Origin of the sequence: Prochlorococcus sp. MIT 1342 (genome assembly GCF_047304495.1) — a bacterium.
In the GTDB taxonomy this organism is placed as follows: Bacteria; Cyanobacteriota; Cyanobacteriia; order PCC-6307; family Cyanobiaceae; genus Prochlorococcus; species Prochlorococcus marinus_D.
Genome location: NZ_CP138957.1, coordinates 519,591 through 544,888 on the forward strand (window position 1 = coordinate 519,591; position 25,298 = coordinate 544,888).

Sequence of the window (25,298 nt, forward strand, 5' to 3'; positions counted from 1 at the left end):
ATGGGGGTTGGCATCAGTCGCGTTTTGGTTTGGCCCAAGGGGGCAGATCGATAAAGATGCGTGTGCCGGGCTTGAGCCCGCTCAGGATGGCTGTTTTGCTGCCACTACTGGTGCCTAGTTCCACCGCTTGAAAGCGTGGTTGATTTTTTTGGCCCACCAGAAGCACTCCAGGTTTGCCCTTTTCAGTCACAATCGCCACGGTGGGAACCAACGTGCTGGGTGCAGTCTTGCCCGTTTGAAAATCCACGTCTGCGGACATGCCTATCAGCAGTTGGGGCGAAGGCTTGATCAGGTTGAGCTTGACTGCGAAAGAGATGACATTCTCAGTTTTTGCTGCCCTCGGGGCGATCTCGCTGACGCGGGCCATAAAACGTTGTTCTGGGAAGGCGTCAACACGCACGCTGGCATTTTGGCCGATGCGGATGCGGCCGATGTCGCTTTCGGGCACTTTGGCGTTCACCTCCATTCCTTCTGAGAGTTCAACCAGGGAGGAGCTGCTGGCGCCGGCAGTTGCAGAGGCTGCTGTTGTTGGGGTCACAAAGGCTCCTGGCTCCGCATAACGGGCTGTGATCACACCACTGAAGGGTGCTCTGATCAGCAGTTCGCTCCCTTCAGTAATGCGTTGTTGAACACGCTCTTGTGCGGCGGCAAGGTTGGCGCGGCTGGTCAGGTAGAGGCGGCGATATTTGCTCGCGTCGTCGGCTGAGATGGCTCCTTGTTGGTAGAGGTTGTCGCGCCGCTCATGGTCTGCTTTTCTCGTTTCGTATTCAGCTTGCTCTTTTCTTTCAAGGGCCTTCGCTTCATCTAAGCGGTCGTTGTAGTCGCCACTATCCATGCGAGCGAGCACCTCTCCCTTTTTGACCTCGTCGCCTTGATCGACATAGAGCTCTTTCAGCAAACCTGCTTTTTTGGGACTGACATTCACGCTCCGCTTTGCCTGCAATTCGCCGTTGGCGCTCACGATCCCAGGAAGGGTGCCCCTCTCGGTTTCTACGGTGTAATTGCTGAGATCGCGACCCAAGCGCTGCTGGGGGCTGAACCTCCATGCCATACCCCCTGCGGTGATTAGCACCACAGCTGCACTGAGGCTGATCAAGCGTTTGCGTTGCCCTAAAGCACCTTTGAGTTGTGTGAGATGGACCAATCTCTGCTCCTGATGTTCCGATATGGGCGAGGCCTTTGTACTGGCCATCAACCCACCAACGATGTCAAGCAGTCTCGCTGGTCAGCGTGCCTGACTGCAGCAAGGCACGATTACGTCTCTGCCAAGCGTCTTTATCGTTGTTGTGCAGTGCCATCTTGCTTTTGTAATGGTTTCTGGCATTGGCACAGCTAGATTTGCCCCCATGCTTAAAGCCGGAATTGTTGGACTGCCAAATGTGGGTAAGTCCACGCTTTTCAATGCACTTGTGGCCAACGCGCAGGCTCAAGCTGCCAACTTTCCCTTCTGCACCATTGAACCGAATGTGGGCAGTGTTGCGGTACCTGATGAGCGGTTGCAGCTGCTTTGCGATCTAAGCAAGAGCAAGGAGCTGATTCCAACGCGCATGGAGTTTGTTGATATCGCTGGTTTGGTCAAGGGGGCTAGTGAGGGAGAGGGGTTGGGCAACAAATTTCTTGCCAATATTCGCGAGGTTGACGCCATCGTGCATGTGGTGCGTTGCTTTGAAGACGAGGATGTGATCCATGTCTCTGGATCAGTTGGCCCTTCTAGGGATGCTGAGGTCATCAACCTTGAACTCGGCTTTGCCGATCTCAGTCAGATCGAGAAACGGCGCTTGCGCTTGAAAAAACAGACGCGCACAAGCAATGACGCCCAGCTCGAAGATGCTGCGCTTGAGCGGATTCAATCTGTGCTTGAGCAAGGTGGTGCTGCTCGTGCTGTAGAGCTCAGTGATGAAGAAGCAAAGATGATTAAACCGCTTGGCCTGCTAACGGCTAAGCCAATCATTTACGCCACCAATGTGAGCGAAGATGATCTTTCCGACGGCAATGCCTTCTGTGAGGAGGTGACGACCTTGGCGACGCGTGAGGATGCTGAATGCGTGCGGATTTCAGCCCAGGTGGAGGCTGAGTTAATTGAACTCGGCGAAGCAGAGCGTATTGATTACCTTGAAGGCCTCGGAGTGAGTGAGGGGGGGTTGAAGAGTTTGATCAAGGCGACCTATCGGCTTCTAGGTCTTCGTACTTACTTCACCACAGGGGAGAAGGAAACCCGTGCTTGGACGTTTAAGGCCGGCATGACGGCGCCGCAGACAGCTGGTGTGATTCATACTGACTTCGAGCGTGGTTTCATACGTGCTCAAACCATTGCTTACCAGAAGTTGCTTGAGGCCGGTTCCTTTGCTGAAGCACGCAACAAGGGCTGGCTGCGTAGTGAGGGTAAGGACTACGTCGTAGAGGAGGGTGATGTTATGGAGTTTCTCTTTAACGTCTAGTTTTTATTTTTCTGGGGCATACTTTCTATTCGACCAAAAAAAGCAAACCAAACCATAGCCCTGAAGGTAAGCAAAACTCTTGGTTTGTTGATTGATCAAGTCAATCTAATTTCTATTCAGTTCACCTTGAGTTCTGAATTCACTAAGCTGAACTCGCATAGATGATCTACCTGGCAAACGGTAATTTAAAAGACTTGAACAGGTGGTAAGAGCACCAATAAACGCTTCTTGCCAGTTTGTTGAATGTGATGAGCCTGTCGCCATCAGCCAAATGCCAGTATCTATGGAATAGCTCTTTCAAGAGACTAGGGAGGGCTTTGAAATAAATTCTTCCAATTACGGCCCATATCAAGCGGCGCCTAGGTGTTTACACCTAAAGCTTTGGAGGCCGTGGGATTTTGCTTGATTCAGGCTTGTGCAGTCCAAGCCTTTTGAGGCTTTGATGCAAGTTCTAAAATTGAGAGAGCGGTTGAGCAAGCATGGACGGAGTGCTCTTTTGAGCATTCATTAGTCGCCTGCCTCTATATTGAGTTAGATAGAGAAATGATAGAGGCTTAAGTTTCTAAACTCTCTTACAAGAATAGTGAGAAGAATTCAAATCCAATAGGCTTGGTGATGTTTACATCACTAAATGTTGATAAGGAGTCATTGAGACTGCCATGAATGATTGAGATCATATGAGCCAAGGCGTCCAAAAAAAACATCTTAGTAATATAAATTCGCGCATATTTCTAAAATTTTCTTCTTTTAATGCATTAATTTGAGAGCTTGGTGATAAGATATAGGCATGTAAATACCCTGATCTAAAGGGAGTTTTGAGAGCTTTAAGCCGGTGAACCTGCCCCTGCAAACAGGATCGTCACACTTCGCAACCTTTTGTGTTAAGCTTTTGTAACGAAGGCCGGAGCGCTGGTCTTCGTGATCAAAGGGACCTGAACTCAAATTCCTTCTTATGAAAAAAACACCCAAGACCAATAGGGTCGAAAATCAGAAGTTAACCGCTGAGCGTGTTAATGGAATGGCCGCAATGATGGGATTTTGGGCTGCGGTCGGAGCCTATCTAACGACAGGCCAAATTATTCCTGGTGTGGTTTAAGCAGAAAGATCATGACTTCTTCTACAAATGTCATCACTGAAGACGGTGGACGTCAGAACATGTATGCAAGCGAACCTCGCATGCAAATTGATCCTGAATACACCGCTTTTAGTAAAGAAGCAGAACTGGCCAACGGACGTTGGGCAATGATTGGCTTCTTATCTGCTGTCGTGGCTTATTTGTTCACAGGGCAAATCTTACCCGGCATTTTTTGATTTTAATGATCATTATTCAGGCTAATCATCTTTTTTAAACAGTGGATTAGCGGAGAATATGCCATTGACTGTCCTTCTTGTCTGATTGCCAATTGGCATGAAGACTTTTTGCCTTTCCTGACTTTTCCTTACACAATTCCTCTACCTCTCAATCATCATGAATGAAAATGCAGAGCTACAAAACGGGCGCTGGGCAATGATTGGCTTTATTGGAGCACTCGCCAGTTATGCTGCTACAGGGCAGATTATCCCTGGATTATTTTAAGCAATTTATAGACATTAATGCCCTTAAGTGAAAACTTTAGGGCATTAATAATCTCTTCTTACTTATTATGGAATTCAATCCCCTTAACTCTCTCAAGAAATTCACGAAAAGGCTTGTTAAAAGGTCTAATCGCTATGATTATGCACTGACTGGCTGGATTATTCCGGGCATCTTTTGAAAAATTCTTTTTAGCTAGAGGCCGCTCCTCTTCTTTGGACTAGGGCCTCTAGCTATTAAGGATAGTCTGTTGAGTATGTATTGATAGTTTTGTTTAGACGATCAATTCAAGGCTTGGTTGTTACTTACCTTTTTCATTAACGGTATCCAATCTTCTTGGAGGTTTCTTCAAGAGAAGCTCGTTGCTTTGATGAGTTTGTATTACCCTTGCAATGGCTGCTGAGGTGGGATTGATTGTGCTAACTCAGCTCTGATTGCTCTTAAATAAACCTTTTTCAGGCTTGGCTTGCGTTATACCAGAGAGGTTACTAATCCAATTGGATAGAAAATGGTTTTGAATGTTAGGCTTTCAATAACCTTTTTAGACCTTTTAGATTCTATTTAACAGAATGTTAGCTTGATAGGTTCAGCTTGTAAATCCTTCAAAACTAAGCCATCTTGCCGCGCATCTTCATTCCATAACTTGCGAGCATTTAGGCCGGAGTGCAAGCTGCTTTCTTGGCTAGAGTCAATTTTATAACTTTGCGTACGATTTTCGACTACTTATATATGCCCAGCAGAAATGGCGCCATGAGTGTAGATCGCGAACGGATTAGCCTTGGAAATGCCCTGATTCGTTTTGCTCTTAAGCAAGGCGATGCAACGGCTATTTCTCGGACTACGCTTCAGCTTTGTAAGGGAGATAGAGAGAAGGCAGATCTACTTTCTCTCTGGTTTATTGATGTTGGTAAAAGTTGCAAGGAATATCTTGGGACCATGACGGACAATCAAGTATTTATGCGCATGTGGATGCTAGGTAATGTAGACATCAAGCAGGTCTCAGAATCAGGTGAGCCAATCTTTATTTTAACAAAGAAAGGTGTCGAAAGAGTTAGGTATTCGCCGAAAGAGAAATGGTTCTATAAACTTTTATGGGATAATCATGAGGCCTCTAGGGACGAGGAATGCGTCATTTCTTAGCAGGATTAGTGTTATTGCTCTTGCTTGTAGTTCATAGTGAATCTGCTTTCGCTGATGGGGCACAAGAAGAATTCACGAACCACATGCTGGAATGGAGAGAAAAGAGTGAGTTGGCTCAGGATAATTTAAGAGAAGCGGAGGAGGAATTAAAGGCTGGCTCTAAGTATAAAGCCTGTATCAAGCAAAGAATCGCAAGCAAGTATGGCGTCGAGGCATTTCAAGCATTAATTAAAGCCCAACAAATCAATGACTCAGAAAATGAGTTTGACAACTTAGAAGAAAATTTGGCCAAGTGGAATGATCTACGCGATTGTAATGCTGATGGTTCGTTATTGAACTAACCTTATATGTATAGACGTTTAGAAGATCTCTTTTGCTTGGCCTGATTGAGCTAGCTTTTTACTGATGATTGTTGTAAGCCGATATCATCTTTTTAAAAGTTAAAGCAGTATTTGTATTGATCAACGCATTTGATCCAGGCTTCGTTGAGACGTCGACTTATTATGAATGTCTGAGCACAAGCTTGGTGGTGGTGGAGAACTGAGTGGCTTCGAGTTCACCAACGCGGGCTTCTAGGCCATCAACACGGCCCTTGAGGATGGCGAGCTCCTGCTCGAATTCGTTGAGAAGACGACGCAGTTCGTCGGTGACTTCAGTAATGCGATCGAGGCAGGCATTCAATAGAGCAGCCGCTTCAAAGCGGGTCATTGCTCTGTTGCCCAGGTAGCTACCACTTGGATAGCCAGCTACACAGCCGTAACGCTCAATCAGGTTGCTCAGAGCCTGATAAGCCCAGTCGGTTGGGCAAACATCTTGGAATTGGGAGATGCTGGTGACCTGCTCGCTGGAGGCCGAATAATCGGACACACCTTTGATATCTAGGTCTGCGGCATTAGCAGCCATAGGGGCCATCAGGCCCAAGGCAGCAGGTGCCACCAGCAATTGCTGGAAGAGTTTCATTTGGTTCCTCACACAGATAGGCGCAATGCGCCAATTGAATATTGGTCATTAACTTCTCCTTAAACACATCTTGGCGTGGAAATTAGGCCTGCAGTGTTTAGAGTTTCGTGAATTTATTTCTAGAATTAATTTTCAAGTTTAGTTATTAGATGTTCAAGAGAAATATGTGTGGTTAGTCAAAGCTCTCATTTTGCTTGCTCGTGAATAAGTATCGGCTTTTCTGGCGAACATTGTTTAGTAGTCATTTTTTATTGCAACCGAATTCTTCCTTATGGTTTGTTTTGGTTCTTCGAATTTAGCACTTCATTCGTGAGCATGAGATGATTTGCTGATGCTATTTCCTTATCTGCCCATATCTTCTTAGGGAATGTTGTGCATAGGTGAATTGAATGTAAATGACGATTATTGGCTGGTGGCTAATTATTATTCGTCTTCTTGCATATTTGATGGTTTGCTTTCGCTTTGAACATCCTAGCTCTAGGTGCCTGTGTATTGATTAGGTTGATATCAACTTATTGATGAACTATGTCTTTGATAAGTTTTAGGTCAAGCTGGCTCTCTCTTGATTCTATTTTGCTATTAATTTTTTCCTGAGGCTATTCATTTAAAGTTGAATTCATTCCAAATTTGGCCTTTCTCAAGGCTTTTATGATTGCAAACAACTTTTTGGAACGTGTATCTATATCGATTGATGTTTATGGCTTTTTAGGATCTGCTCTATATACCTAGAGCACTTCTTGGTCTGGGGCAGGAGTGGCTTGAGTGTCGTTCTTAGAAGCTTGTGCCGCTTCAGCTTCGCCGCTGGCTGGAGTCACTACTGTTGTCGCTGGAGCTGCGGCTGCGGCCTCAGCAGCCTTTTTGGCGGCTGCAGCTTCCGCTGCTGCTTTGGCAGCAGCTTGCTCAGCAGCCTGTTTGGCTGCAGCTTCCGCAGCGGCTTTGGCAGCTGCTTCCTCAGCCGCCTGTTTGGCCTGAGCTTCTGCGGCTTTCTTGGCTTTACTGCCGCCTGTGGTTAGGTTGTTTAGCGCCCAAAAAACACCAATAATAATGGGGATATGCACCAAACCGCCCATTACGACTTGAGACTCGGGGTAAGCCATCTTTGGTGTTTAGGCAAACATCACTAATCATAGGCTGCTCTAGAGCCGGCTTACAGGTCTTAATTACTTATCTTATCTTTGTCAGCTGAATCGCATTTCTTGCTTCGAGTAAGTATTTTATCTATTGTCTACGTTTTTTGTATCCCTTGGCCAGGCTGAACGGTCTAGTTCATATGCTTTTTTGGGAGAGACTTATTCATAGATTTTTTCTTTTATTGATTTGTTTTCCGGTTGGAAGTATTTCTATAGCTCATCCTTGACCAGACGATTGATTGCTTCGATGCTCATCTTTGTCGATGTGCAGTCAGCATTAAGTGTAGGGCTCAAGATTGAGGTTGCTTTGATGACCTGAGGATTGTCAAGGACTTCAGGGCTAATGCCAACTTCGAGAAGTGATAAGGGTAATGTCTCTTTTGCAATCCTCTTGCTCAGTTGCCCGCTTTTGACGAGACATTCGCTAGCGGCAGATGTCCCAGTTACAAAGGCGCGAATGCTCACCGCAAGTTGTTTGCTGGCGTTTTTGATTTGAAGGTTGGTTTCATTGGCGGAGGCTGCGGATGTAATCAGAAGTGCCATAGCAGTTGTTGCGCCTAATAGCATTCTCATGTTGCTTGGACGTTGTCTTTTATAGGGGTGGAAATTGCTGGCAATCATAATATATTTTATAAATTTATTGCCTATTATAGGCTTGATGAATGATCCATGCATTTGCGTGCGCAAATATTTCCTTGTGCCACTCTTCTTACCCTTTAATGCTTGCTTGTTGCTTGGATCGCCCTTCATTGTTTGATTCGTCTCTTCTGCTGGCCTGTCTGGTGCTCTAGCAAGAGAGCCGCTTTAATTTGAACAATGATATAGCCTGATGGCTTTCGGCTAAAGATCGTATGCGAGGTGTTTTGGGGGAATGATTGTTGTTATTCGCTGTGTTGATTATTCAGGTATAGGTGTTGACGAGATTGTTCTTTGGTAGATCTTTCTCGGCTAATTGGTTCGCTTTGCAAATGGCGGACACTGCTGATAAGTCGTTTCTCGCCTGGCTTGAGAAGAAGTTGGAAGTTCAATGGCGGCATCTGATCAGTCGATGGCACCCAGGAGCACCATTCACTGAACCGATCTAAGCCCTTCAAGGCTTGAGTGAAAATGGTTTGACTCGTTAGCGGTATTTGGCGTTGGCATTAACACGCCCAATTGGACAGCGAATTGTGATTGGGCTATTCGGCGCTTTGCTTTTCGGACTTGCTGAAGTATCGCCGTTGAGAGCTGCGGAGCGATTGGAGGTGCAGCTTGAGGGGATGGTGATACCGGTTTGGATTAGGGAGTTGGTCGATTTGGGGCGGCCTGGGGGCAGCAGTAGTTCTGAACTCATCACCTGGCTGAATTTGCTCGATGCCGATAGCCGCTTCGATCTCTTTGAGCTGCTTCAGGCATCTTTGCTTACAGATCAGAGCATGGCTCGACAGATGCTGCGTAGTTGGGCAGGACGTCAGCTGCTTGATGCCGTTAGTGATTTGGTGAGGGTAGATGCCGACAGTAGTGGCATTGTCTTGTTCAACACTCTGGAACTGCTCTTGAACAGTCAGTCAGAGGTGACCGCTCTGGACTTGCTTGAGGAGCTCCCTGCTGAAAATGTACGCCTCGATCTTGATGCTCTACTTCAGGTAGCAAGTCGCTGGCGGCGTCAGTTGCAACAGCAGCAGCAGTTGGTGTTAGCGCTCGGGAGGTTTCCCGCCACACAAGTTCCAGTTTTGCAAGAGCTGGCAGGTAAGGAAGTTTTTGCCGCAGGACCTGAGTTCAAATCTTTGCCAGTGGCTCATCGCACCAAGCCCCTCCAGCTAGAGCTGTGGCGCCCACCTGATGGCACTCCGTTGCGGTCGAGCTGGGTGGTGCTCATGCCAGGCTTGGGTGGAAGCCAGGATCATTTTCGTTGGTTGGCTCTCAGCCTTCAACGTAAGGGCTGGCCGGTTGTGGTGCTTGAGCATCCAGGTAGTGATGACAAAGCGGTGCATGCCCTGCTGAAGGGGCAACGACTTGCACCTGGAGCAGAGGTGTTACCTGACCGCTTGGCGGATCTTCAGGCTGTCCTGCAGGCACGAGAGCAAGGCACGTTGGTATTGCCTGGTCAGAAGTTGGTGCTGATGGGTCACTCCCTCGGGGCACTGACGGCTGTATTGGCTGCTGGTATGACCCCGGAGCCTGGTTTGTATACCCGTTGTCGTAAGGCTCTAGACGATCTTCCTCTCACCAATCTCTCGCGCTTATTGCAATGTCAGTTGGTTGATGTGCAAATGCCAAAACTGCAATCAATCCCCCAGCTAGAGGCAATCGTGGCTCTCAACAGTTTTGGTAGCTTGCTGTGGCCTCGTGATGGGGCTGTGCCTTTGTCGGTTCCAGTGTTACTGACTGGCGGCACCCTTGATTTGATTACTCCTCCGCTGAGTGAGCAGCTCGATTTGCTTTTGGCAATCTCACCCCATCCCGCTAGTCGAGTCGTGCTTGTGGAGGGCGCTAGCCATTTTTCACCGGTGCGGGTTGAAGGTCAGATGGGTGAGGGTCGTGGCGATGATCTCTTTCAACTAGGCGAAGAGCTGGTAGGGCGTGAGCCGCTAGCTGTGCAGCGATTGTTGGCAGTGGAGATTCAAATCTTTTTGGAGCAGGTTGAGGCTGGCGAAGCCCTTCAGGGCTCCACACATCAGCACGTCGGGGATTTGCGGCTTCATCGTTTGGATCGCCACGCAGCAGAGAGACTTCGCAAATCTCAGTAGCGGACGCGGGGATCAATCAGAGCAACGAGCAGATCCACGCTCACGCTTACCAGCACCATCAGGGCAGCCACGACAACCACAATTCCTTGAACAACTGGGTAGTCGCGTTGGTTGATTGCTTCTTGGAGCCGTAGGGCGATGCCTGGCCAGGAGAAGGTGACTTCAATTAACAGTGCGCCGCCAATCAGCGATGCCACTGTGATCCCAGCAATGGTGAGTACTGGCAGAAGAGCATTAGGGAGGGCATGGTTGAGCACCACCTGTTGCTCATTCAGCCCCCGGCTACGGGCAGCTTCAACGTAATCAGATTGCAGTGTGCGGCCTAGATTGAGTCGGAGGGTACGGGTGAAAATCCCACTAAGGAGAAGGCCTAGGGTCCCTGCCGGTAACACCAGGTGTCGCACTGCTCCTTGAAGAGATATCCAGTCGCTGCTCCGTAGACTGTCGAGGATCAGGAAGCCGCTCCCCTCTGGTGGTAGCAAGCTCGGGGGAAAACGTCCTCCAATTGGTAGCCAACCGAGAATGACTGCAAACAGCAGTTGAACGATCATCGCGGCCCAGAACGGTGGCAGGGCATAGGTGCCAATGCCGTAGAGGCGGCCTGCGAGATCTAGCTTGCCTTCCGGGCGGGCAATACCACTAAAACCAACGACCAGACCAACCACTGCTGCAATCAATAGTGCCGTCAGGCTTAGTTCCAAGCTGGCTGGTAGGGCTCTGGCAATGATCTTGCTCACTGGTTCCTGGTTGAGAAGAGCTTGGCCTAGATCGCCATGAATTAAGTCTTTGATGAAGTGCAGGTATTGATGCAAAAGCGGTTGATCCAGTCCAAGCTTGGTGCGCAGAGCAGCGCGGGCTGCAGCCGGCGCACGATTGCCTAATACGGCATCGACTGGGTCTCCTGGTGCCACTCGTAGGAGGAGAAAAACCATGCTGGCAATGAGCCAGAGCATCACCGGTGCCAGGGCCAAGCGGGTCGAGCTGTAGCGCAGTAGTTCTCTCCCGCGGCCCATCAGTGCAGCTCCCGTAGACGCTGGAGCATTAAATGGCCGCTCCCGTCAAACTCTGGCTTGGATAAGCGCCGCTGGGCCCAAGCTCGTGGAGCTACCAGCCAGATTGGTAGATAGGCCGCTCCGCCGGCGGCGGAGCGTTCGATCTCTCTGAGCTGGTGGAGACGATCGGGTCCGCGAAGTTCATCGCTGTGGCGAAGGCTCGTTTCCAGCCCATCTGTGGTCCAGAAGCTGCCGCTAATTGCCGCTTCCCCTTCTTCGCATACAGATCCATTGGCTTGGCTGCAGCTTAATAATGGAGCTAAATAGGCTTCCGGGTCGGGATAGGCGCCTCGCCACTCAAGGATGACGGCCTGGAATGCGCCTTCCCCCAGTTGGCGGTAAACGGTGGTCGATTCGACGCTATTGAGCTTCAGTGTCAGGCAATCCGAAAGATCACGTTCCACCTGTGCCTGCCATGTAAGCGCCAATAACTTGTCTGCTGGCACGTTGGAACGGAAAGTAAAAGGGAGTGTCAGCTTTTGAGTTCCGCAATAGCCTGCCTTTTTCAGCAGCTGCTTGGCTCGTTGAGGGTTGTAGCTTGGCCAAGGTGTGAGTGGTTCAGCCTGCAAGTTTGGCGGCACTAAAGACCGCAGCGGGCGTCTTAGTCCATAGCTCACGCGCTTCACCATCAGCTGACGGTCGAGGCTGTAGGCGAGGGCCTGACGTAAGAGGGGTTGATTGAGTGGAGGGGCATTACTGAGGAGAGTGATGTAGGCGATCTCAAGTGCTGGCCCCTCTCCTTCGCGGAGCTTCCCTTGCTTGGCAAGGTGATGGAGCTCAAGGCGTTGGTCTTCGTCCAGTGAATTGGAGAGGAGTACATCCACTTCACCGCTTCGTAGAGCACCAAATAGGGCAGTGGAGTTGCTCAGATTAATGAAATCGATTCCAGCATTACTGGCCTGGGTACTCCAGTACTGCAGAAAAGGCTCAAGGCGTTGTTGCTGGGTTTGAAAGCTAGTGAGTCGGTAAGGGCCGGTTCCAATGAATTGCTTATTGAGGAACTGATCTTTGTGCTTGGCGTACGCAGTTGGTGATATCGGCGTCAGATTGATTGAGGTGAGTAGTCCCTCTAGAGAACTTGAGGGCCGCGTTAATCGAAGGCGTAGCAGGTAGGGACTGGCTGTCTCCACGGTGGCAATACGTCCCCCTATCACGTAGTTGAGGGTGCCGATACGCAGAAATCGCCGCAGACTGAACGCCATCGCGGCGGCATTGAAGTGGGTGCCATCGTGAAACAGCACATCCTTCCGCAGAGGGATCGAGATGGTGAGGCCGCCATCACTGATCTGAGGTGGAGCGGATGCCAGACGTGGCTCTAGGTCCCCTTTGTGATTAAGCCGGTAGAGGGGCTCCCCCAGGGCACTCAGCAATTGCAGAGCATCAAAAGTACTGGCCTGGGCAGGATCGAGGGATGTGATCTTGCCAGCACTAGCCACGATGAGTCGCTGACTATGGCGAGCAGGCTGACAGGCAATTTGGCTCAGCGCTAGGGAGAAACCAAAGAGAGCAGCGGCCCAGCGTAGAGAATTACGACGACCGGAGCTGGGCACAACGCGTGCGGATCGGATGGCCTTGATTCAAAGATTTGCTAGTGAGTGTCGTTGTGTTTTGTGGGAAGAGCAGGTGATGTGTTGCATCGACACTTCAAACACCGGGGATCCATTGGGCAGTAGTGGCCAACGTCTCACCCAACAGCGATTGTGGTCATCGTCGATTCCGATTACCTGGAATTGCTCTTTACCATTGAGGAGTTGAACACAGTCGCCTTGATGGAGATCCATGATGGGTCGGAAGTCCGGCTTGGAAAAGAGTTGGACTCTTGACATCATCGAAGCGGTAGACATGAACCTTTGGGGGCACAGGTCAGCGTCTGCAGACTTGCCTCTCAACTTGTTTTATAACTCTTACTTAAGCAGGGGGCTCATCGTCATGGGGGCTGGAAGTTAAAGGCAGCTGAGATGGGCGGCAACTCCTTTGACCTCAGCCATAGAGGTGATTGCAGTCAGGGCATCTTGCATCTGGCCTTGGCTTATTTCATGGGTAATCACAACGATTTCGGCGCCGGTCTCTGAGGCATCGAATTGCACGATTGATTGAATCGAGATGCCACGATCGCCGAAGCAGCTACCGATCCGACCGATCACTCCTGGGGTGTCTTCTGCATTGAAGCGAACATAGTTGCGCTGACGGATGGCGCTTGGATCAACTAGGTGACAGGAACGCCAACTGCTTGCGGCAAGAAGGGGGTCGAGGCTGCCGTTGATTTCCCCTAATTGGCTTATGCCAGCGATGTTGAGGATGTCCGCCACCACAGCTGAGGCGGTGGGTCCAGAGCCTGCTCCTGGGCCATAAAACATCACGCGGCCGATCGGATCGCCCTCAACCAGGATGGCGTTGTTCACGCCATTCACGCCAGCAAGCGGGTGGTCGAGAGGAATCATGGTTGGCTGCACCCTTACAGCTAAGGGCAAGGACTGACTGGTCTGAGCGTCTGAGTTGAGACGTTCGGCGATAGCCAATAGTTTCACCCTGTAGCCAAGCTGTGTGGCGTAGTCCACATCGCGGCTTTGAAGGTTGTTGATGCCTTGGGTGGGAATTGAGTCACGGTCGACAGGTCCACCGAAGGCGAGCCCAGTGAGGATGGCAATCTTGTCGGCCGCATCGAACCCCTCAACGTCGGCCGCTGGATCTGCCTCTGCGTAGCCAAGATCTTGGGCGGTCTTGAGCACGTCTTCATAGGCCACCCCTTCCTGTGCCATGCGGCTGAGGATGTAGTTGGTGGTGCCGTTGATGATGCCGCTCACGCGTTCGATCCGGTTGCCACCTAGTGATTGCTTAAGTGGCTCGATGATCGGGATGCCACCGCCGACGGCAGCTTCGATCAGGACGTAGACCCCAGCAGCAGCTGCAGCAGAGGCAATCTCTTCGCCATGTCTTGCAATCACCGCTTTGTTAGCTGTAACGACCGCTTTGCCGGCGGCAATGGCTCGCATGATCAGGGTTCGGGCTGGTTCGATCCCTCCCATGACTTCAACAACCACGTGAACAGAGGGATCATCAACAACGGCCTGTGGGTTGTTGGTCAGTAAGGATGGGCGGAGCTCAATCGGGCGAGGTCGTTGCAGATCTCGAACCGCTACACGGACCAGTTCAAGCTCAGCCACCAGTGGATGCCGCCCTTCAGGGGCTTGGAGGATGCCTGCTACACCGGCGCCTACTGTTCCAAGCCCCAGGAGACCGATTCCTAATTTCGTGCCCATGGCAGCTGTGTCCAGTCGTGTAATTGCTGGCCGGACTCTAAGAAGTTGTTGAAGACGAAACCCTGGCAAGTTGCTGGGCCTGGGCCTTCATGTTGAGGAGGATATTGAGGAATCCGTTAGCTCTTGATGGAGTAAGGCTGCCTTGAAGGCCTGTGGCTTCAATGAAGCTTGGATCCACGGCCATGACTTGCTCAGGTGTGAGATTGTTGAGGCCTTGAATCAGCATTGCCAGCAAGCCTCGTGTAATCAGCGCGTCGGAGTCTCCCTGCCAGTGAAGCTGTCCTTCCACGAGTTCACCAAGCACATGGACCTGGGAAACGCATCCCTTCACTTTGATGGCGTCGGTTTGTAATTCCGGGGACATTGGTGGCAGCTTTTTGGCCAGCCATAGAACATATTCGTAGCGGCGGCGGGGATCAGAGGTGCCTTTAAGTCGCTCGACCATGCTGTCAAGGGCTTCACTGCCAAAGCTTGAGGGTGCGGCGGTGGGCTCAGCCATGGCGAAGGATCAGAATTTGAGGCGCTGCTCACGCACGCTAAACAAAACACCTGCAAGACCAAGCAGGAGAGGCGAGCCAGTGCTGGCGAGGAACCATGGTGTTTGTGGAGTTTTGGGTTGGCTGACCACCGCATCGAGCTTCACCTTGCCTGAGCGGATTGGCAGCATCAGATAGTCACGGTGACCTGGGCCAGCATCCACCTGCAGGTCGAGGGTTCCTTCTTGCATGTCTGGCAGGCTCAAGCTCAGTTTTCCTTGTTGATCCATTCGACCCAGCTCTCGGCCTGGTGCTCCGTTGGCCTCTAAGACGCGTACCACTGCTCCCTCAACAGGTGTTCCCGTTGAGAAATGGCTTTGAAGCTCCAGACTTCCATCGAGGTAGTTGAGAGTGCTTTCAATGGCATGGGCTTTCGCTGCCTGACCTTGCACGAGACCAAGAGATGCTGTTGCGATCAATAGAAACAAAGGCTGGATCAGGGTCCGCATTGAATGATTTCTGAAAACTCTGAAAATCATTTTGAGAGATTCTTGCAGGATTGACTAGTGCCTGCGTGGCAGCCTTTGAGACGGTTGAGATGATTGTCGTACGAAATATTTGCCAGAGGCGAATATTTGGCTGCTGAAAAATGGCAGCAATGGCGTGTTGAAAACTTTTTGATTCCAATTGTTAGGAGTAGATTTTATTCGGATTCAATTCATTTGGCTTTCAATTGTTCAATGACCCATGTGCAATGAATGAGCAATGTCTTCGTAATCACTGCCTGAAATAGGAGTTGGATGTTGTAAATCGATATTCCATTGAAGTGCAGTGCCTTCAGTTGCAAGACCTGGATGAAGTAGATTAATTCCTTGAAGCATGAGGTCTTTTAAAAAACTATCTTGAGTCGCAGAGCCTTGCAGTCCGCTGACAAAATAAGAGCTGAAAACATTTTCTATATTCCCGCTGCCATGGGCAGATCTTTCGATGCTTGAAAGTGTTAGTAAACCACTGTTATTATCTGTATCCCTGATGGGGATGAATGCAGCTTCGTCTTTGGTGAATCCATATGAACCACCATTTGGAGTGGTGATGTTTCCCCAAAATAGCCATTTGAGTTCATCACCATAGATATTTCCCTCTCCTGTAACAGTGTCGATCGCTCCTCCAACTTGGCCGACTTCGACTTCTCCTTTAAGGGTGAGTTTGTAGCCTGCAAATTCTGTTTCAAATGACCTTTGAGGGCAAATAAACGAAAGGATATTGCCTTGCTTGTCCGCACCAACGGAAACAATTGATTGCCCAAATAACAGTTCTCCAGAATTGCCACCTATAGGATCGTATTGAAAAACAACATCCTCTGCTTCTAGTATTAATTTCACTTCTGAGTCTAAGGAATGATTTTCGTGAAGCCTAATATCTTCCTCATGTGATACCACGGCATTCTCCATGCCTTCCTCGAATTCCTGATCGCTAATCTTATGGTCATTGTTTTGGTCGAGAGTTTCAATGATTGCAGCTGCATCATCATTTTCTAGTCCCAGGGTTATGTTTGCTCCTTGATTGTCAGGAGCTGCTTCAAAGGTAAAGGATTTCCCGTTAATAGTAGTCTGGAATGTATAATCATGACCCTCGTCCAATGAATTGAACAAATTAGATTCAATAACTGGTCTAAGGGTGATGACGTCTTCTTTGCCGTCTATCTCTATGGACTGAACTTTTGCGTAAGAATAAAGTGCTAGTGCTGTCATTGCGCTTGATAGTTTAGGCTTTAAAATAAGTTAATGGAATGATTGCCAAGTGTCAAGAAAGTGTTGAATTTAAACCTTGTCGCTTTGTAATAACAGGACTGACTTGATGTAGTCGTTATTCGTAATTTGGGAGCTGATTTTAAGTTTCTATTTTACTCTGGAAACTCCTGTTTCACTAATCCAGCCATCAAGGGGCACATCCCAACTGTCGCGAGGCAGTAACTCTGTTGATATGCAGGCTTGTGGAACGACCGCAAAGGCTGGAATCTTTCGCCATGTCAGGTCACTTCGGAGACGGTCGAAGAAACCACCTCCATAGCCGAGTCTGATCCCTCGTTGATCCATCGCCAGAGCAGGTATGAGCAAGAGGCCTATTGCATCAGGTTCAAGGGCGGCCTCATCCAGCGGTGCGGGAATCATGCAGGCATCTTTTCGCAGTGGAGTAAGAGTCCAAGGGTGGTAATTGAGGCTTCCGTCCTCCCCACTGACTGGTAGTGCCAAGGGCAACTTCAAGTTGAGTTTCAGTTCGCGGAGATCTACTTCTCCGCTAAGCGGCCAATAAATACCAATGTGCCCTCGCAAGTTCCCAGCTTTTAAGTAACCCTGAATAGTGTTGACAACCTGCTGAATGATTGTGTCGTGAACCGCAGGTAATTGTTGAGCGCGCAGGGCCTTGAATTGACGACGAAGCTTGGCTTTGGCGATGGCTTGATTCATCGCGTTAGATAACCCCAGCGGCCCATGAGTGGAAAGTTCAGGGGGATTGTTGTTTGATCTGCTGGCCAGAGTCTCTGCAGTTCCATGCTGAGTTTTGGCAGCAAGTTATGGCCTTCCTGCGTTGCTTTCCTCAAAGCCGACCAGGTTCCTATGTAACCGATTAGCTGATCACAGCTCCATTTGAGGGAGATGCAGAGCTCTTGGGGCAACGATTTGCTGATGGTGGGGAATGGCAGGTTCTGATAGTGGTTGTCAACATGCTGAAGCTGGGGAGGCCACCAGCTCGATAGCCTTTCGCCGTAAAGTTGGTCTAGCCACAACTGCAGCGAAGGGGGTGCCCCTTGCGGGGGGTCATAGCCCACCCAGACCATCAGTCCACCTGGGCGTGCAACCTTGAATGCTTCCTCGTTGAATCGGGGTACATCTAGCCAGTGAATGGCGGCGGCCACCACAATTGCGTCCATGCATGCGTTGGGAAATCCGGAATCTTCAGCTGCTGCTACTTGGTAATGAATGTTTGAGTGAGCTGGTGCGGCAGCAACCTGAGCTGGGCTGAGATCGGTTGCATCGACGCGATCAAAGTGCCTTGCAAGCCCTAGAGAGGCCTGGCCGCTACCACAGGCAACGTCCCAGCAACGTTGGTGGCTGGCGGCTTTGCTGCTGATCCAGGCAAACAGGGATTCCGGGTAATAGGGGCGCTGTTGGGCGTAGGACTCAGCCACGCTGTCAAACCAGCCGTGTTTTGGTGAGCAGGAGGAGTCCATCAGTGGTTTTAGCGCTGGAACCAACCCGTGAGTGCTATGGCCAGGGCGTCGGCGGCATCATCGGGTCGGGGCGGCTGATCAAGATTCAATTCACGCATCACCGCATCGAGCACTTCATCTTTTTCAGCATGGCCTGAGCCCGCCAGAGCAAGCTTGATCTGCATCGGTGGGAATTCCATCACTGGCACTCGAAAGCGTGCCAGGGTCATGATGATGACTCCACGTGCCTGGACCACGCTGATCGTCGTGCTGGAGCGGTAGAAGAAGAATTTCTCCACAGCGGCCAGTTGGGGCTTCCAACGACGGATGAGCTGGCGTAGATCGCCGGCGATTTCCACCATCCGTTCACCATCGTCAATGCCGGGATTGGTGCGGATGATGCCGCAATCGAGCATCTGCTGGTGTCCGTTGCTGGTGTCGATGACCCCGTAGCCCACCCTGGCAATGCCAGGGTCGATGCCAAGGATGCGCAAGCGTTCAGCCTGCTTGAGTTGTTAGCTCGAAGTCAGCCTGATCGCTGTTCTCGCTGCGTTCGAACACTTTGCAGAAAATTTTGACGACCCGATCCCCTGAATCAATCTGCTCGAGGGGGTCTTTTCGCAATCGATGACGAAGAGAGCAAGAGATCACGCGTGCCACGTCTTCTTCCGAAACCTCTGTTCGTCCTGCAAAGGCTGCTAGAGCCCTGGCGGCACGGTTGGTGACGATATCGCCACGTAGTCCATCTACATCTAGTTCGCCACAGACAGCCGAGATTCGTAGGCGCAAATCGTTGTCGAGGCTCACCTGTTCAAGACGTTGCTGGGCCTCAATAACGCGCTTTTGTAAGGCATCTTGGTTGGCTTGCACCGATGTGGCAAAGGTGTCGGGATCGCTATCAAAGGCGGTGCGCTGATCAACCACCTGCACCCGTAGGTCTGGATCGCGGACAGTGCGCACCTCAACACTCATGCCAAAGCGATCAAGGAGTTGGGGTCGTAGCTCGCCCTCCTCGGGGTTGCCGGAGCCGATCAGTACGAATCGGGCAGGGTGTCGCACTGATACCCCTTCACGTTCCACCGTGTTCCATCCTGATGCCGCTGAATCCAGCAGCACATCGACAAGATGGTCGTCAAGCAGATTGACCTCATCGACGTAGAGCAAGCCGCGGTTGGCCTTGGCCAGCAGGCCTGGTTCGAATGCACGAACTCCTTCGCTGAGGGCCTTCTCGATGTCGATGGTGCCGCAAAGACGATCTTCAGTGGCACCGAGAGGCAAATCCACCATCGGGACCTGCCGCTCCTCAGTGGCAAGGCTTTCACCATGTTCAATGCGTTGGCGCACGTCACTACTCTGAAGATCAGGATCAGTGGGTGAGCTGTTGTAAGGGTCGCCAGCGACTACATCAATCCCTGGAAGGAGATCTGCTAGGGCTCGGATCGCGGTGGACTTGCCCGTGCCTCGATCTCCCATGATCATGACTCCGCCGATTCGCGGGTCGATCACGTTGAGCAGCAGAGCCAGTTTCATCTCTTCCTGGCCAATCACGGCGGTAAAGGGAAAGACCCTGCGCTTGCGGGTTGAACTCACGGGTTGATGTCTGGAGTTGTTTTGGATTGTTTCACAGGCAGGAGTGTGAGCACTTGCGGTGGGGTGGCATCAGCGGGGTAGATCAGTCGAATTCGGACATCTCTAGTTTCTCCTGGCGTCAAGCTGATGCGACCAAGGTCTGGCCCCATCTGCCCCTGCCGCAGGACTAGGTGGAAGCGGCGACGGCCCATGGGTCGACTGGACTCGCTATCGAGTCCACTGACCTCGATTAGCCCTCGATACATCACAGGTCCGCTGGCTGAAACGCGAAAGTCCAGGCTTGTGTTGTTGTTGTCCTTCTTTAAGGGGGACTCAAGGGTCAGCAAGAAGGATTTTTCCTGCTTTGATCGGTTGTGTAGCGGCAGGGTGAGGTCATATTCAACTCCGTAGTTGCCATGGGCAGCCCATGCAGTGTTGTCGTAGTGCGCTTGTAATTCAGCAGTTTGGACCTGATCTGTGCCGAGGCTGCCCCTCTCGAGGCTGCTGATAGGCCAGGAGATGGGAGTGTTGATTGCGCTTAGCACGGTGCTATCAGGATCAGTCAGGGTTGTCTTCCATGTGCTGCCCAATTGGATTCCGCTGACGCGCGAATACACGATCTTGCCGCTGCTACCCCGAGGCGTGGGGTGATGTTCCTTGGGGCTGAGTTCGCCGCTTTCAAGCAGCTCAATCCAGCGAGAGAGTGGAGGGGCTGCTTTGGGATTGCCGTATGCAGCCAAGGTTGCTAGTGAGATGGGGCCGGAGCTATGAAGCCGCATCTGAAGGTTGCGACCGTTGAGCAGTGGATCGAGACCTGCTACGGGGATGGGGAGCACCAATAGGAGGCTGGGGCTGCCTGGCAGGAGTTCCCAGCGCTCTGGCAGCTCTTGAGCTCGCTCCCCCCGCAGTAGATCGCCAGCTACCCTGCTGCCTGGGCCAGCGGCAATAGGGGTCGTGGTTTCGGCAATCATTTTCGGCAGAGGCAGAAATGGTGCAGCTGTCTGTCCTGCTTCGGTGGCTTGCGATAGGGAGGTGCTGCCTCTCAATAGGGTCAGTTGCACAGGCTCGTCACCCCGTGGCTGAGCCAGCACTGCTAGCCAGAGGGTGGATTCGAGATGATCAGGAAGGCCGGCATACACGTGGTGACTGAATAGATCGAAACGACCATCGAGTGGCACGGCCAGGTTGCTTTTGTCAGCTTTTGCTCTTGAGCTTTGTGTGTTTTTGGTAGGGAAGGTGGAGATCAGAATCCCTTCGCCTGTAATGAGTTCGGGATTGTTGTCATTAACCATCAGCACCTTGTCAAGCCCGCCTGGTAGGGGTCTGACCTGTTGCTGTCTTTGTTTGACGGTTGGGGCAGCAATCAGAGCGGGGGTGTCAAGCACTGCTCCGGATAAGTTGAAAAGTGCAACTGACAAAAGGGCGGGGATCTTCATGGCTGATTGCTTTTTGTTGATTCCGTTCGAGGTGTCGATGGCTTTGGCTTGAGTACTGGAGCCATAGCGGCTGCCATGTCGCGGATCAGTTCTGTGGAGCGGGGGTCGTTGAAGGGGCCTTTCACCATGAACCCTGCCACTGCACGACTGCCATCAGGTAGTTCGATCAGGCCAGCATCCGCATAAGCGATGCCGATGTCGCCGGTTTTGTTGTAGATGCGGTAGCCCTTTGCCAGGAGGCTGTTGTCAGGCTCTCCTTGCTTGCCGCCCAGTCCCTTAAGAAATCCACCAGGTAACAGGCGGTTGCTGACGGAGGTGCTCATTGCCTCCCTGAATAGATCCCGTGTGCGTGGGCTAAGGGCTTTCCCAGTATCGACAAGTGCGATGGCCCGTGCTAGATCGTGGCTGCTGGTGGTATTGGTGCCTTGTAGATCCGGCAACCAGTTATTCACCACCGTGGAGCTCAGGCCGAGAGCATTGAAGCGTGCATTGAGGACGTCCTTGCCACCAATGCGTTGAATCAGCAGATTGGTGGCGGTGTTATCGCTCACCCGAATCATCTCGGTGGCAACTTCGTGGGCAGGGAATTGGCTGCCAAGCGGCTTGCTGGCCATCCAGCCAGCACCACCACCAATAATCTCTTTGGTGAGCTTCAGGGGTTCATTCCAGCTGAGCTGACCGGAATCGATGAGTTCGAGAGCTACCAGCAGGATTGCTGTTTTGATTGAGCTAGCTGCAGGCAGTGCTGTCTCGGGCGAGAGCTCGGCATAGCGTCCATCGTCAAGCACTAGCAAGAATGCGCTTGCTTGTAAATCTTTTTGTTGCTTGGCCAGTTCTCTCCAGCGGTTGCTCAACGTTGTGAGTTCTTGCTTGGTCTGGAAATTGCCCAGTTGCAAACTATTCCCATTGCTGAGCATGGGGTTTGTGGCTTCCTCAACGATGTTGAAGCGACTGGGGAGGCCCTTCACGGAAATCCAATTTCGCCCAGGAAGCCACTCCGGCAAGTCCAGTTTGCCCTGCTTCACCTGTGGTCCGAGCATCTTAAGCGCTGAACCTGTAATCACGCCGAGGCCGATGCCCATCAAGATCAGACGCAACAAAAGCCGTAGGGGTCCAGCCCCGTTTGAGCGGTTGCGGTAAGGGCGACTGCTTGACAAGGAAGTGAAGATCAGTGAGTTCGGCTGAGGTTAAGAGTGACGAGAATGGATGGCCCAGCGCAGTTGCCTCACCATCCCTCTCAGCAGGGCTACTTCCTCGGGACGGACGGCAGCGCGTTGAAGTAAACCACGGACTTTGGCCATGCGGGCTTGGGCCGTATGGCTCAAAAGAAATCCCACCTCTAACAGGAGATCCTGTGCGTCTGTTAAGCATGCGTCGAGTTGACGAGGTGATGCTGGGTCGGGCCATGCCGATTGCCCTTCCCTGAGCGTCCCTTGCTCTTGGCAGCGTTGTAGCTCATGCAGCACGATCGCTACTGCATGCGAGAGGTTGAGGGATGGATATCCGTGGGAGCTGTGCAGAGTGAGTACACGTTGGGCGAGTTGAAGTTCCTTGTTGGTTAGGCCCCTGTCTTCACGGCCAAATACCAGTGCCACAGGTGCTGCACTCATGCTCTCTAGTAACCATGGCACTGCTTGTTCGGGGGTTTGCAGGGGGATGTTGCCATGATCCAATCGGCCGCAGCTGGCTACAACTCTGTGACAGTCAGCTACGGCATCGAGCAAGCATGAGAATTGTTTTGCCTGCTCTAGCATTGCTACGCCATGGACAGCCATGCGTCTTGCCTCGGGATCAGCAGGGTCGCAGCGGGGCGAGACCAGGCGTAGTTCTTGTACTCCGAAGTTGGCGCAGAGTCTGGCCACACTGCCCAGATTCAGTGGACCAATTGGCTCAACCAGAACAACAGTTGTTTGGATTGAGCGGATGTCCTTGTTCAATTCAGGGAATTTAAATAAGCCAGTAGGTCGGCCATTTCTTGAGGCTCAAGCTGGAATCTGGGCATGGGCGGCGTATTGCCGCTTACCACTTGCCTGATCAGCTGGGCATCGTTGCGGCGTTCGCTCACGTCAAGGAGATTCGGGCCTAAGTTTCCTTGGGCAGTAATCCCGTGGCAGCCAGCGCAGTTGATGCGGAATAGCCGACCTCCTTGCTCCAAAGATCCCTCCAAATCAAGGGTGGCGTTGACGTAGGGGTCTCGTTGTGAGTGCCCTAGTACCCATAACAAAATTGCAATGCAGACAGCTGCTGCCAGTACCACTAGGGCTCCAATGAACCCGTTTTTGCTTTGATTGTTTGATGACGGGCCCGTCACGGTGAGTTCAGGAGCATGAAACAATTGTGCTTAATCTTTCAACTGGGCGCGAGGCCATGATCGAACCACTTCTCTGCGGCATCGTTCTGGGTTTAATTCCGGTCACTTTGCTTGGATTGTTTGTGGATGCTTGGAATCAGTATCGTCGCGATACTGTTCTGGGGGATTGGTGAACAGTAAGGCGCTGCTGCCATAGATACGGCGATCTTGTTCAAGCCACTGCATTGGGGTTTCCACGCTGTTGTTCGTGGCATGCTCACAGATCACTAGGGCATCTCTCTGCAGCCAATGGCCTGAAAGCAGGGCTTTGAAGACTTCTGAATAGAGTTTTGAAGAATAAGGTGGATCGAGGTAGACCAGGTTGAAACCAGGGTTCTCCCCTGCCCAAGGTTGATTGAACTTGGCGGCATGGCAACCTCTCTTCAGCCAGGTCAGAACGTCATGGCGGATCACTTCAATGTTGCTCTGCTGGGAGAGGCCAGATGCGGTGGCAATTAGGTTGGCCTGACAGACTTTGGCTGTCTTCGCGTTTCGTTCAACAGCTACTACACGTCGTGCGCCGCTTTGCAACGCCTCACAGCCCATTACTCCACTACCGCTAAATAGGTCAAGCCAGTGGCAGTCATGCAAGCGTGGGGCTAGCACGTTCATCACTGCTTCACGAACACGACTCGTCGTGGGTCTAGTGCCTTGGCCAGCGGGACTCTGAAGCTTGCGCCCTCCGGAAAGCCTTAGCTGGCTACTCATGGCACAGGTTTTGCGCCGGTTTCCAGCCAATTCAGCCAACGCCGCAGCATGCGCTCGCCGGCTGCGGCGGATTTCTCTGGGTGAAACTGACAGGCCCCTAGTCGGCCTTTCCAGACCATCGCTGTGATGTTGTCTCGGCCAAACGGCGCTATGGCCGCAAGATCACTGTTTTGGCTGGGGACTGCAGCATAGGAATGCACGAAATACATCCAGCTGTCTGGATCTTCCTTGTCAAGCAGCGGGCAGTCGTTTCGATGTTCTAGAGCAGCCCAGCCCATGTGGGGAATGCGTTCGCCTTGATTGGAGGGCAGTCGTTGAACGTGGCCCTTAAGCAACCCTAGGCCGGTGGCATTTCCTTCGTCACTCGATTCGAACAACAGCTGCAGGCCCAGACAGATGCCTAGCAGAGGTCGTCCTCCTTTCACCCAACTCTTGAGGTCTGGAACCAATCTGGTCTGCTCAAGGTGCACCATGGCGGGATCAAAGGCACCGACTCCAGGCAAGATCAAGGCATCACAGCCGCTGAGGTCGGCGGGCTGCCTCACTATGTGAAGAGCCTTGTGGAGCCTTTCAAAGGCAATCTGCACAGAGCGCAGATTGCCCATGCCGTAATCAATTAAGCCTAGACGTGTAATCAAAGAAACCCTCCGCAATCTGGCCTTTTAGCCATGTGAGGCATTGAATCAGGCCAATGGTGATCTAGGAGGGCTGGAATCGAAGTTGGATCAAGCTTCAGAGGTACTTTGAAATGGTTCCAGAAAGCGTGGCTTTGGGCACTGCACCTACAACTGTGTCGACTTTTTGACCTCCTTTGAACACCATCAGGGTGGGGATACTGCGAATACCGTATTGGCTGGCGACGTTGGGGTTTTCGTCAGTGTTGAGCTTGAAGACTTTGATCTTGCTCTCGAATTCCTTGGCAATCTCATCGACGATCGGAGCAACCATGCGACATGGGCCACACCAAGGCGCCCAAAAATCAACTAGCACAGGCACGTCGCTTTGAAGGACGTCCTGCTCGAAGGAGGCGTCGGTAACTGCGGCGGCATTGGACATTCCTTAGGTCGTTGATTTTGCGGAAATTTAGCAATCGTTTGTATTTTATTCAGGCTTAAGAGCCTCCACAGGTAGGAACTGTGACGGTCTCTTGCACAGAAGACGAAAAGCCCGAGCTCGTCGGGCCGGTGTGTGTGAGGAGTGTGTGGGCCGTAGCCCTCACGAATTCATACTAGCCATGGCTTCTCTCGGATCCAATTGGTTTTCGTC

General features: G+C 51.5%; 27 protein-coding genes and 3 pseudogenes. 8 read left to right on the top strand and 22 right to left on the bottom strand.

The window, feature by feature from the left end; all coding sequences use genetic code 11:
- Positions 1 to 13 precede the first annotated feature (13 nt).
- Positions 14 to 1,192, bottom strand: coding sequence for an efflux RND transporter periplasmic adaptor subunit (locus SIB79_RS02725; protein WP_155724647.1), 1,179 nt, complete (start codon positions 1,190 to 1,192; stop codon positions 14 to 16).
- 154 nt (positions 1,193 to 1,346) lie between these two features.
- Between SIB79_RS02725 and ychF the strand changes: the two genes are divergently transcribed.
- From ychF to SIB79_RS02755, 6 genes and pseudogenes are all read left to right on the top strand, one after another.
- Positions 1,347 to 2,438, top strand: a complete 1,092-nt coding sequence (ychF, locus tag SIB79_RS02730) for a redox-regulated ATPase YchF (RefSeq protein ID WP_063403834.1) — start codon at positions 1,347 to 1,349, stop codon at positions 2,436 to 2,438.
- A gap of 952 nt (positions 2,439 to 3,390) precedes the next feature.
- Positions 3,391 to 3,534 carry a high light inducible protein gene (locus tag SIB79_RS02735; protein ID WP_011130525.1) on the top strand — a complete coding sequence of 48 codons (144 nt, stop codon included), beginning with the start codon at positions 3,391 to 3,393 and terminating at the stop codon, positions 3,532 to 3,534.
- Between the two features lie 11 nt (positions 3,535 to 3,545).
- The gene (locus tag SIB79_RS02740) at positions 3,546 to 3,749 is read left to right on the top strand and encodes a chlorophyll a/b-binding protein (RefSeq protein WP_063397986.1); all 204 of its coding nucleotides are present in this window, start codon (positions 3,546 to 3,548) and stop codon (positions 3,747 to 3,749) included.
- 163 nt (positions 3,750 to 3,912) lie between these two features.
- Positions 3,913 to 4,014 (top strand): annotated as a pseudogene (locus tag SIB79_RS02745) (chlorophyll a/b-binding protein); the annotation flags it as partial.
- 747 nt (positions 4,015 to 4,761) lie between these two features.
- Positions 4,762 to 5,151, top strand: coding sequence for a hypothetical protein (locus tag SIB79_RS02750; protein WP_155724648.1), 390 nt, complete (start codon positions 4,762 to 4,764; stop codon positions 5,149 to 5,151).
- Positions 5,136 to 5,492 (top strand): hypothetical protein, encoded by a 357-nt coding sequence (locus SIB79_RS02755; RefSeq protein ID WP_063403782.1) that lies wholly within the window; start codon positions 5,136 to 5,138, stop codon positions 5,490 to 5,492. The genes SIB79_RS02750 and SIB79_RS02755 overlap by 16 nt, the downstream gene beginning before the upstream one ends.
- Positions 5,493 to 5,667: 175 nt before the next feature.
- Here SIB79_RS02755 and SIB79_RS02760 read toward each other — a convergent pair.
- From SIB79_RS02760 to SIB79_RS02770, 3 genes and pseudogenes are all read right to left on the bottom strand, one after another.
- Positions 5,668 to 6,111: pseudogene (locus SIB79_RS02760) on the bottom strand (iron uptake porin); the annotation flags it as partial.
- Positions 6,112 to 6,836: 725 nt separating this feature from the next.
- Positions 6,837 to 7,208 carry a hypothetical protein gene (locus SIB79_RS02765; RefSeq protein ID WP_063402972.1) on the bottom strand — a complete coding sequence of 124 codons (372 nt, stop codon included), beginning with the start codon at positions 7,206 to 7,208 and terminating at the stop codon, positions 6,837 to 6,839.
- A gap of 243 nt (positions 7,209 to 7,451) precedes the next feature.
- Positions 7,452 to 7,991, bottom strand: a complete 540-nt coding sequence (locus SIB79_RS02770) for a glutamyl-tRNA amidotransferase (RefSeq protein ID WP_236072496.1) — start codon at positions 7,989 to 7,991, stop codon at positions 7,452 to 7,454.
- 386 nt (positions 7,992 to 8,377) lie between these two features.
- Between SIB79_RS02770 and SIB79_RS02775 the strand changes: the two genes are divergently transcribed.
- Positions 8,378 to 9,970 (top strand): alpha/beta hydrolase, encoded by a 1,593-nt coding sequence (locus SIB79_RS02775; RefSeq protein ID WP_063402980.1) that lies wholly within the window; start codon positions 8,378 to 8,380, stop codon positions 9,968 to 9,970.
- Here the strand turns inward: SIB79_RS02775 and SIB79_RS02780 are convergent.
- The 15 genes from SIB79_RS02780 to SIB79_RS02850 all read right to left on the bottom strand — a co-directional run bounded on the left by SIB79_RS02780 (position 9,964) and on the right by SIB79_RS02850 (position 23,285).
- Positions 9,964 to 10,983, bottom strand: coding sequence for an ABC transporter permease (locus tag SIB79_RS02780; RefSeq protein ID WP_063402971.1), 1,020 nt, complete (start codon positions 10,981 to 10,983; stop codon positions 9,964 to 9,966). The genes SIB79_RS02775 and SIB79_RS02780 overlap by 7 nt on opposite strands.
- Entirely contained in the window at positions 10,983 to 12,572 is a 1,590-nt protein-coding gene (locus tag SIB79_RS02785) for an ABC transporter substrate-binding protein (RefSeq protein ID WP_063402970.1), read from the bottom strand. Before SIB79_RS02785 ends, SIB79_RS02780 begins: the two co-directional genes overlap by 1 nt.
- Positions 12,573 to 12,599: 27 nt before the next feature.
- Positions 12,600 to 12,851 (bottom strand): hypothetical protein, encoded by a 252-nt coding sequence (locus SIB79_RS02790; RefSeq protein ID WP_063402969.1) that lies wholly within the window; start codon positions 12,849 to 12,851, stop codon positions 12,600 to 12,602.
- Positions 12,852 to 12,965: 114 nt separating this feature from the next.
- The gene (locus tag SIB79_RS02795; protein ID WP_063402968.1) at positions 12,966 to 14,282 is read right to left on the bottom strand and encodes a homoserine dehydrogenase; all 1,317 of its coding nucleotides are present in this window, start codon (positions 14,280 to 14,282) and stop codon (positions 12,966 to 12,968) included.
- A gap of 37 nt (positions 14,283 to 14,319) precedes the next feature.
- The gene (locus tag SIB79_RS02800; RefSeq protein ID WP_063402967.1) at positions 14,320 to 14,781 is read right to left on the bottom strand and encodes a SufE family protein; all 462 of its coding nucleotides are present in this window, start codon (positions 14,779 to 14,781) and stop codon (positions 14,320 to 14,322) included.
- A gap of 9 nt (positions 14,782 to 14,790) precedes the next feature.
- Positions 14,791 to 15,267 (bottom strand): hypothetical protein, encoded by a 477-nt coding sequence (locus tag SIB79_RS02805; RefSeq protein WP_063402966.1) that lies wholly within the window; start codon positions 15,265 to 15,267, stop codon positions 14,791 to 14,793.
- A gap of 228 nt (positions 15,268 to 15,495) precedes the next feature.
- Positions 15,496 to 16,509, bottom strand: coding sequence for a hypothetical protein (locus SIB79_RS02810; RefSeq protein WP_155724559.1), 1,014 nt, complete (start codon positions 16,507 to 16,509; stop codon positions 15,496 to 15,498).
- A 147-nt stretch (positions 16,510 to 16,656) separates the two neighbouring features.
- Complete coding sequence (locus SIB79_RS02815; RefSeq protein ID WP_063402964.1) at positions 16,657 to 17,226, bottom strand: 5-formyltetrahydrofolate cyclo-ligase; 570 nt, start codon at positions 17,224 to 17,226, stop codon at positions 16,657 to 16,659.
- Positions 17,223 to 17,990: a methyltransferase domain-containing protein gene (locus SIB79_RS02820; RefSeq protein ID WP_063402963.1), complete on the bottom strand. Its 768-nt coding sequence runs from the start codon at positions 17,988 to 17,990 to the stop codon at positions 17,223 to 17,225. Before SIB79_RS02820 ends, SIB79_RS02815 begins: the two co-directional genes overlap by 4 nt.
- Positions 17,991 to 17,998: 8 nt before the next feature.
- The gene (gene ruvC / locus SIB79_RS02825; RefSeq protein WP_063402962.1) at positions 17,999 to 18,463 is read right to left on the bottom strand and encodes a crossover junction endodeoxyribonuclease RuvC; all 465 of its coding nucleotides are present in this window, start codon (positions 18,461 to 18,463) and stop codon (positions 17,999 to 18,001) included.
- Positions 18,464 to 18,467: 4 nt separating this feature from the next.
- Positions 18,468 to 19,559: a magnesium chelatase ATPase subunit I gene (gene bchI / locus SIB79_RS02830; protein ID WP_063402961.1), complete on the bottom strand. Its 1,092-nt coding sequence runs from the start codon at positions 19,557 to 19,559 to the stop codon at positions 18,468 to 18,470.
- The gene (locus SIB79_RS02835) at positions 19,556 to 20,974 is read right to left on the bottom strand and encodes a DUF3370 domain-containing protein (protein ID WP_063402960.1); all 1,419 of its coding nucleotides are present in this window, start codon (positions 20,972 to 20,974) and stop codon (positions 19,556 to 19,558) included. Before SIB79_RS02835 ends, bchI begins: the two co-directional genes overlap by 4 nt.
- Entirely contained in the window at positions 20,971 to 22,131 is a 1,161-nt protein-coding gene (locus SIB79_RS02840) for a serine hydrolase (protein ID WP_063402959.1), read from the bottom strand. Before SIB79_RS02840 ends, SIB79_RS02835 begins: the two co-directional genes overlap by 4 nt.
- 30 nt (positions 22,132 to 22,161) lie before the next feature.
- Positions 22,162 to 22,911 (bottom strand): RNA methyltransferase, encoded by a 750-nt coding sequence (locus tag SIB79_RS02845; RefSeq protein ID WP_063402958.1) that lies wholly within the window; start codon positions 22,909 to 22,911, stop codon positions 22,162 to 22,164.
- A complete protein-coding gene (locus tag SIB79_RS02850; protein ID WP_063402979.1) occupies positions 22,908 to 23,285 on the bottom strand; it encodes a c-type cytochrome in 378 nt (125 codons plus the stop codon). The genes SIB79_RS02845 and SIB79_RS02850 overlap by 4 nt, the downstream gene beginning before the upstream one ends.
- Positions 23,286 to 23,341: 56 nt before the next feature.
- Here SIB79_RS02850 and petG point away from each other — a divergent pair, with 56 nt between their 5' ends.
- A complete protein-coding gene (gene petG / locus SIB79_RS02855) occupies positions 23,342 to 23,458 on the top strand; it encodes a cytochrome b6-f complex subunit V (RefSeq protein ID WP_011130502.1) in 117 nt (38 codons plus the stop codon).
- A 10-nt stretch (positions 23,459 to 23,468) separates the two neighbouring features.
- Here petG and rsmD read toward each other — a convergent pair.
- The 3 genes and pseudogenes from rsmD to trxA form a co-directional block, all read right to left on the bottom strand.
- A pseudogene (gene rsmD, locus SIB79_RS02860) lies at positions 23,469 to 24,032 on the bottom strand (16S rRNA (guanine(966)-N(2))-methyltransferase RsmD); the annotation flags it as partial.
- On the bottom strand, positions 24,029 to 24,670 hold the full coding sequence (gene hisH / locus SIB79_RS02865) for an imidazole glycerol phosphate synthase subunit HisH (protein ID WP_074161302.1): 642 nt from the start codon (positions 24,668 to 24,670) through the stop codon (positions 24,029 to 24,031). The pseudogene rsmD and the gene hisH, both read right to left, overlap by 4 nt.
- Before the next feature lie 94 nt (positions 24,671 to 24,764).
- Positions 24,765 to 25,088 (bottom strand): thioredoxin, encoded by a 324-nt coding sequence (gene trxA, locus SIB79_RS02870; RefSeq protein WP_011130499.1) that lies wholly within the window; start codon positions 25,086 to 25,088, stop codon positions 24,765 to 24,767.
- Between the last annotated feature and the right edge of the window lie 210 nt (positions 25,089 to 25,298).

Excerpts from the sequence above, each read along its gene's own strand:
- SIB79_RS02765 (WP_063402972.1), bottom strand. The coding sequence starts at position 7,208 with ATGGCTTACCCCGAGTCTCAAGTCGTAATGGGCGGTTTGGTGCATATC.
- SIB79_RS02750 (WP_155724648.1), top strand. The coding sequence starts at position 4,762 with ATGAGTGTAGATCGCGAACGGATTAGCCTTGGAAATGCCCTGATTCGT.
- SIB79_RS02835 (WP_063402960.1), bottom strand. The coding sequence starts at position 20,974 with ATGAAGATCCCCGCCCTTTTGTCAGTTGCACTTTTCAACTTATCCGGA.
- SIB79_RS02800 (WP_063402967.1), bottom strand. The coding sequence starts at position 14,781 with ATGGCTGAGCCCACCGCCGCACCCTCAAGCTTTGGCAGTGAAGCCCTT.
- SIB79_RS02740 (WP_063397986.1), top strand. The coding sequence starts at position 3,546 with ATGACTTCTTCTACAAATGTCATCACTGAAGACGGTGGACGTCAGAAC.
- SIB79_RS02795 (WP_063402968.1), bottom strand. The coding sequence starts at position 14,282 with ATGGGCACGAAATTAGGAATCGGTCTCCTGGGGCTTGGAACAGTAGGC.
- SIB79_RS02810 (WP_155724559.1), bottom strand. The coding sequence starts at position 16,509 with ATGACAGCACTAGCACTTTATTCTTACGCAAAAGTTCAGTCCATAGAG.
- SIB79_RS02770 (WP_236072496.1), bottom strand. The coding sequence starts at position 7,991 with ATGAAGGGCGATCCAAGCAACAAGCAAGCATTAAAGGGTAAGAAGAGT.
- SIB79_RS02815 (WP_063402964.1), bottom strand. The coding sequence starts at position 17,226 with ATGAATCAAGCCATCGCCAAAGCCAAGCTTCGTCGTCAATTCAAGGCC.
- SIB79_RS02790 (WP_063402969.1), bottom strand. The coding sequence starts at position 12,851 with ATGATGTCAAGAGTCCAACTCTTTTCCAAGCCGGACTTCCGACCCATC.
- SIB79_RS02735 (WP_011130525.1), top strand. The coding sequence starts at position 3,391 with ATGAAAAAAACACCCAAGACCAATAGGGTCGAAAATCAGAAGTTAACC.
- SIB79_RS02805 (WP_063402966.1), bottom strand. The coding sequence starts at position 15,267 with ATGCGGACCCTGATCCAGCCTTTGTTTCTATTGATCGCAACAGCATCT.
- trxA (WP_011130499.1), bottom strand. The coding sequence starts at position 25,088 with ATGTCCAATGCCGCCGCAGTTACCGACGCCTCCTTCGAGCAGGACGTC.
- petG (WP_011130502.1), top strand. The coding sequence starts at position 23,342 with ATGATCGAACCACTTCTCTGCGGCATCGTTCTGGGTTTAATTCCGGTC.
- SIB79_RS02780 (WP_063402971.1), bottom strand. The coding sequence starts at position 10,983 with ATGGGCCGCGGGAGAGAACTACTGCGCTACAGCTCGACCCGCTTGGCC.
- SIB79_RS02725 (WP_155724647.1), bottom strand. The coding sequence starts at position 1,192 with ATGGCCAGTACAAAGGCCTCGCCCATATCGGAACATCAGGAGCAGAGA.
- SIB79_RS02820 (WP_063402963.1), bottom strand. The coding sequence starts at position 17,990 with ATGGACTCCTCCTGCTCACCAAAACACGGCTGGTTTGACAGCGTGGCT.
- SIB79_RS02755 (WP_063403782.1), top strand. The coding sequence starts at position 5,136 with ATGCGTCATTTCTTAGCAGGATTAGTGTTATTGCTCTTGCTTGTAGTT.
- ychF (WP_063403834.1), top strand. The coding sequence starts at position 1,347 with ATGCTTAAAGCCGGAATTGTTGGACTGCCAAATGTGGGTAAGTCCACG.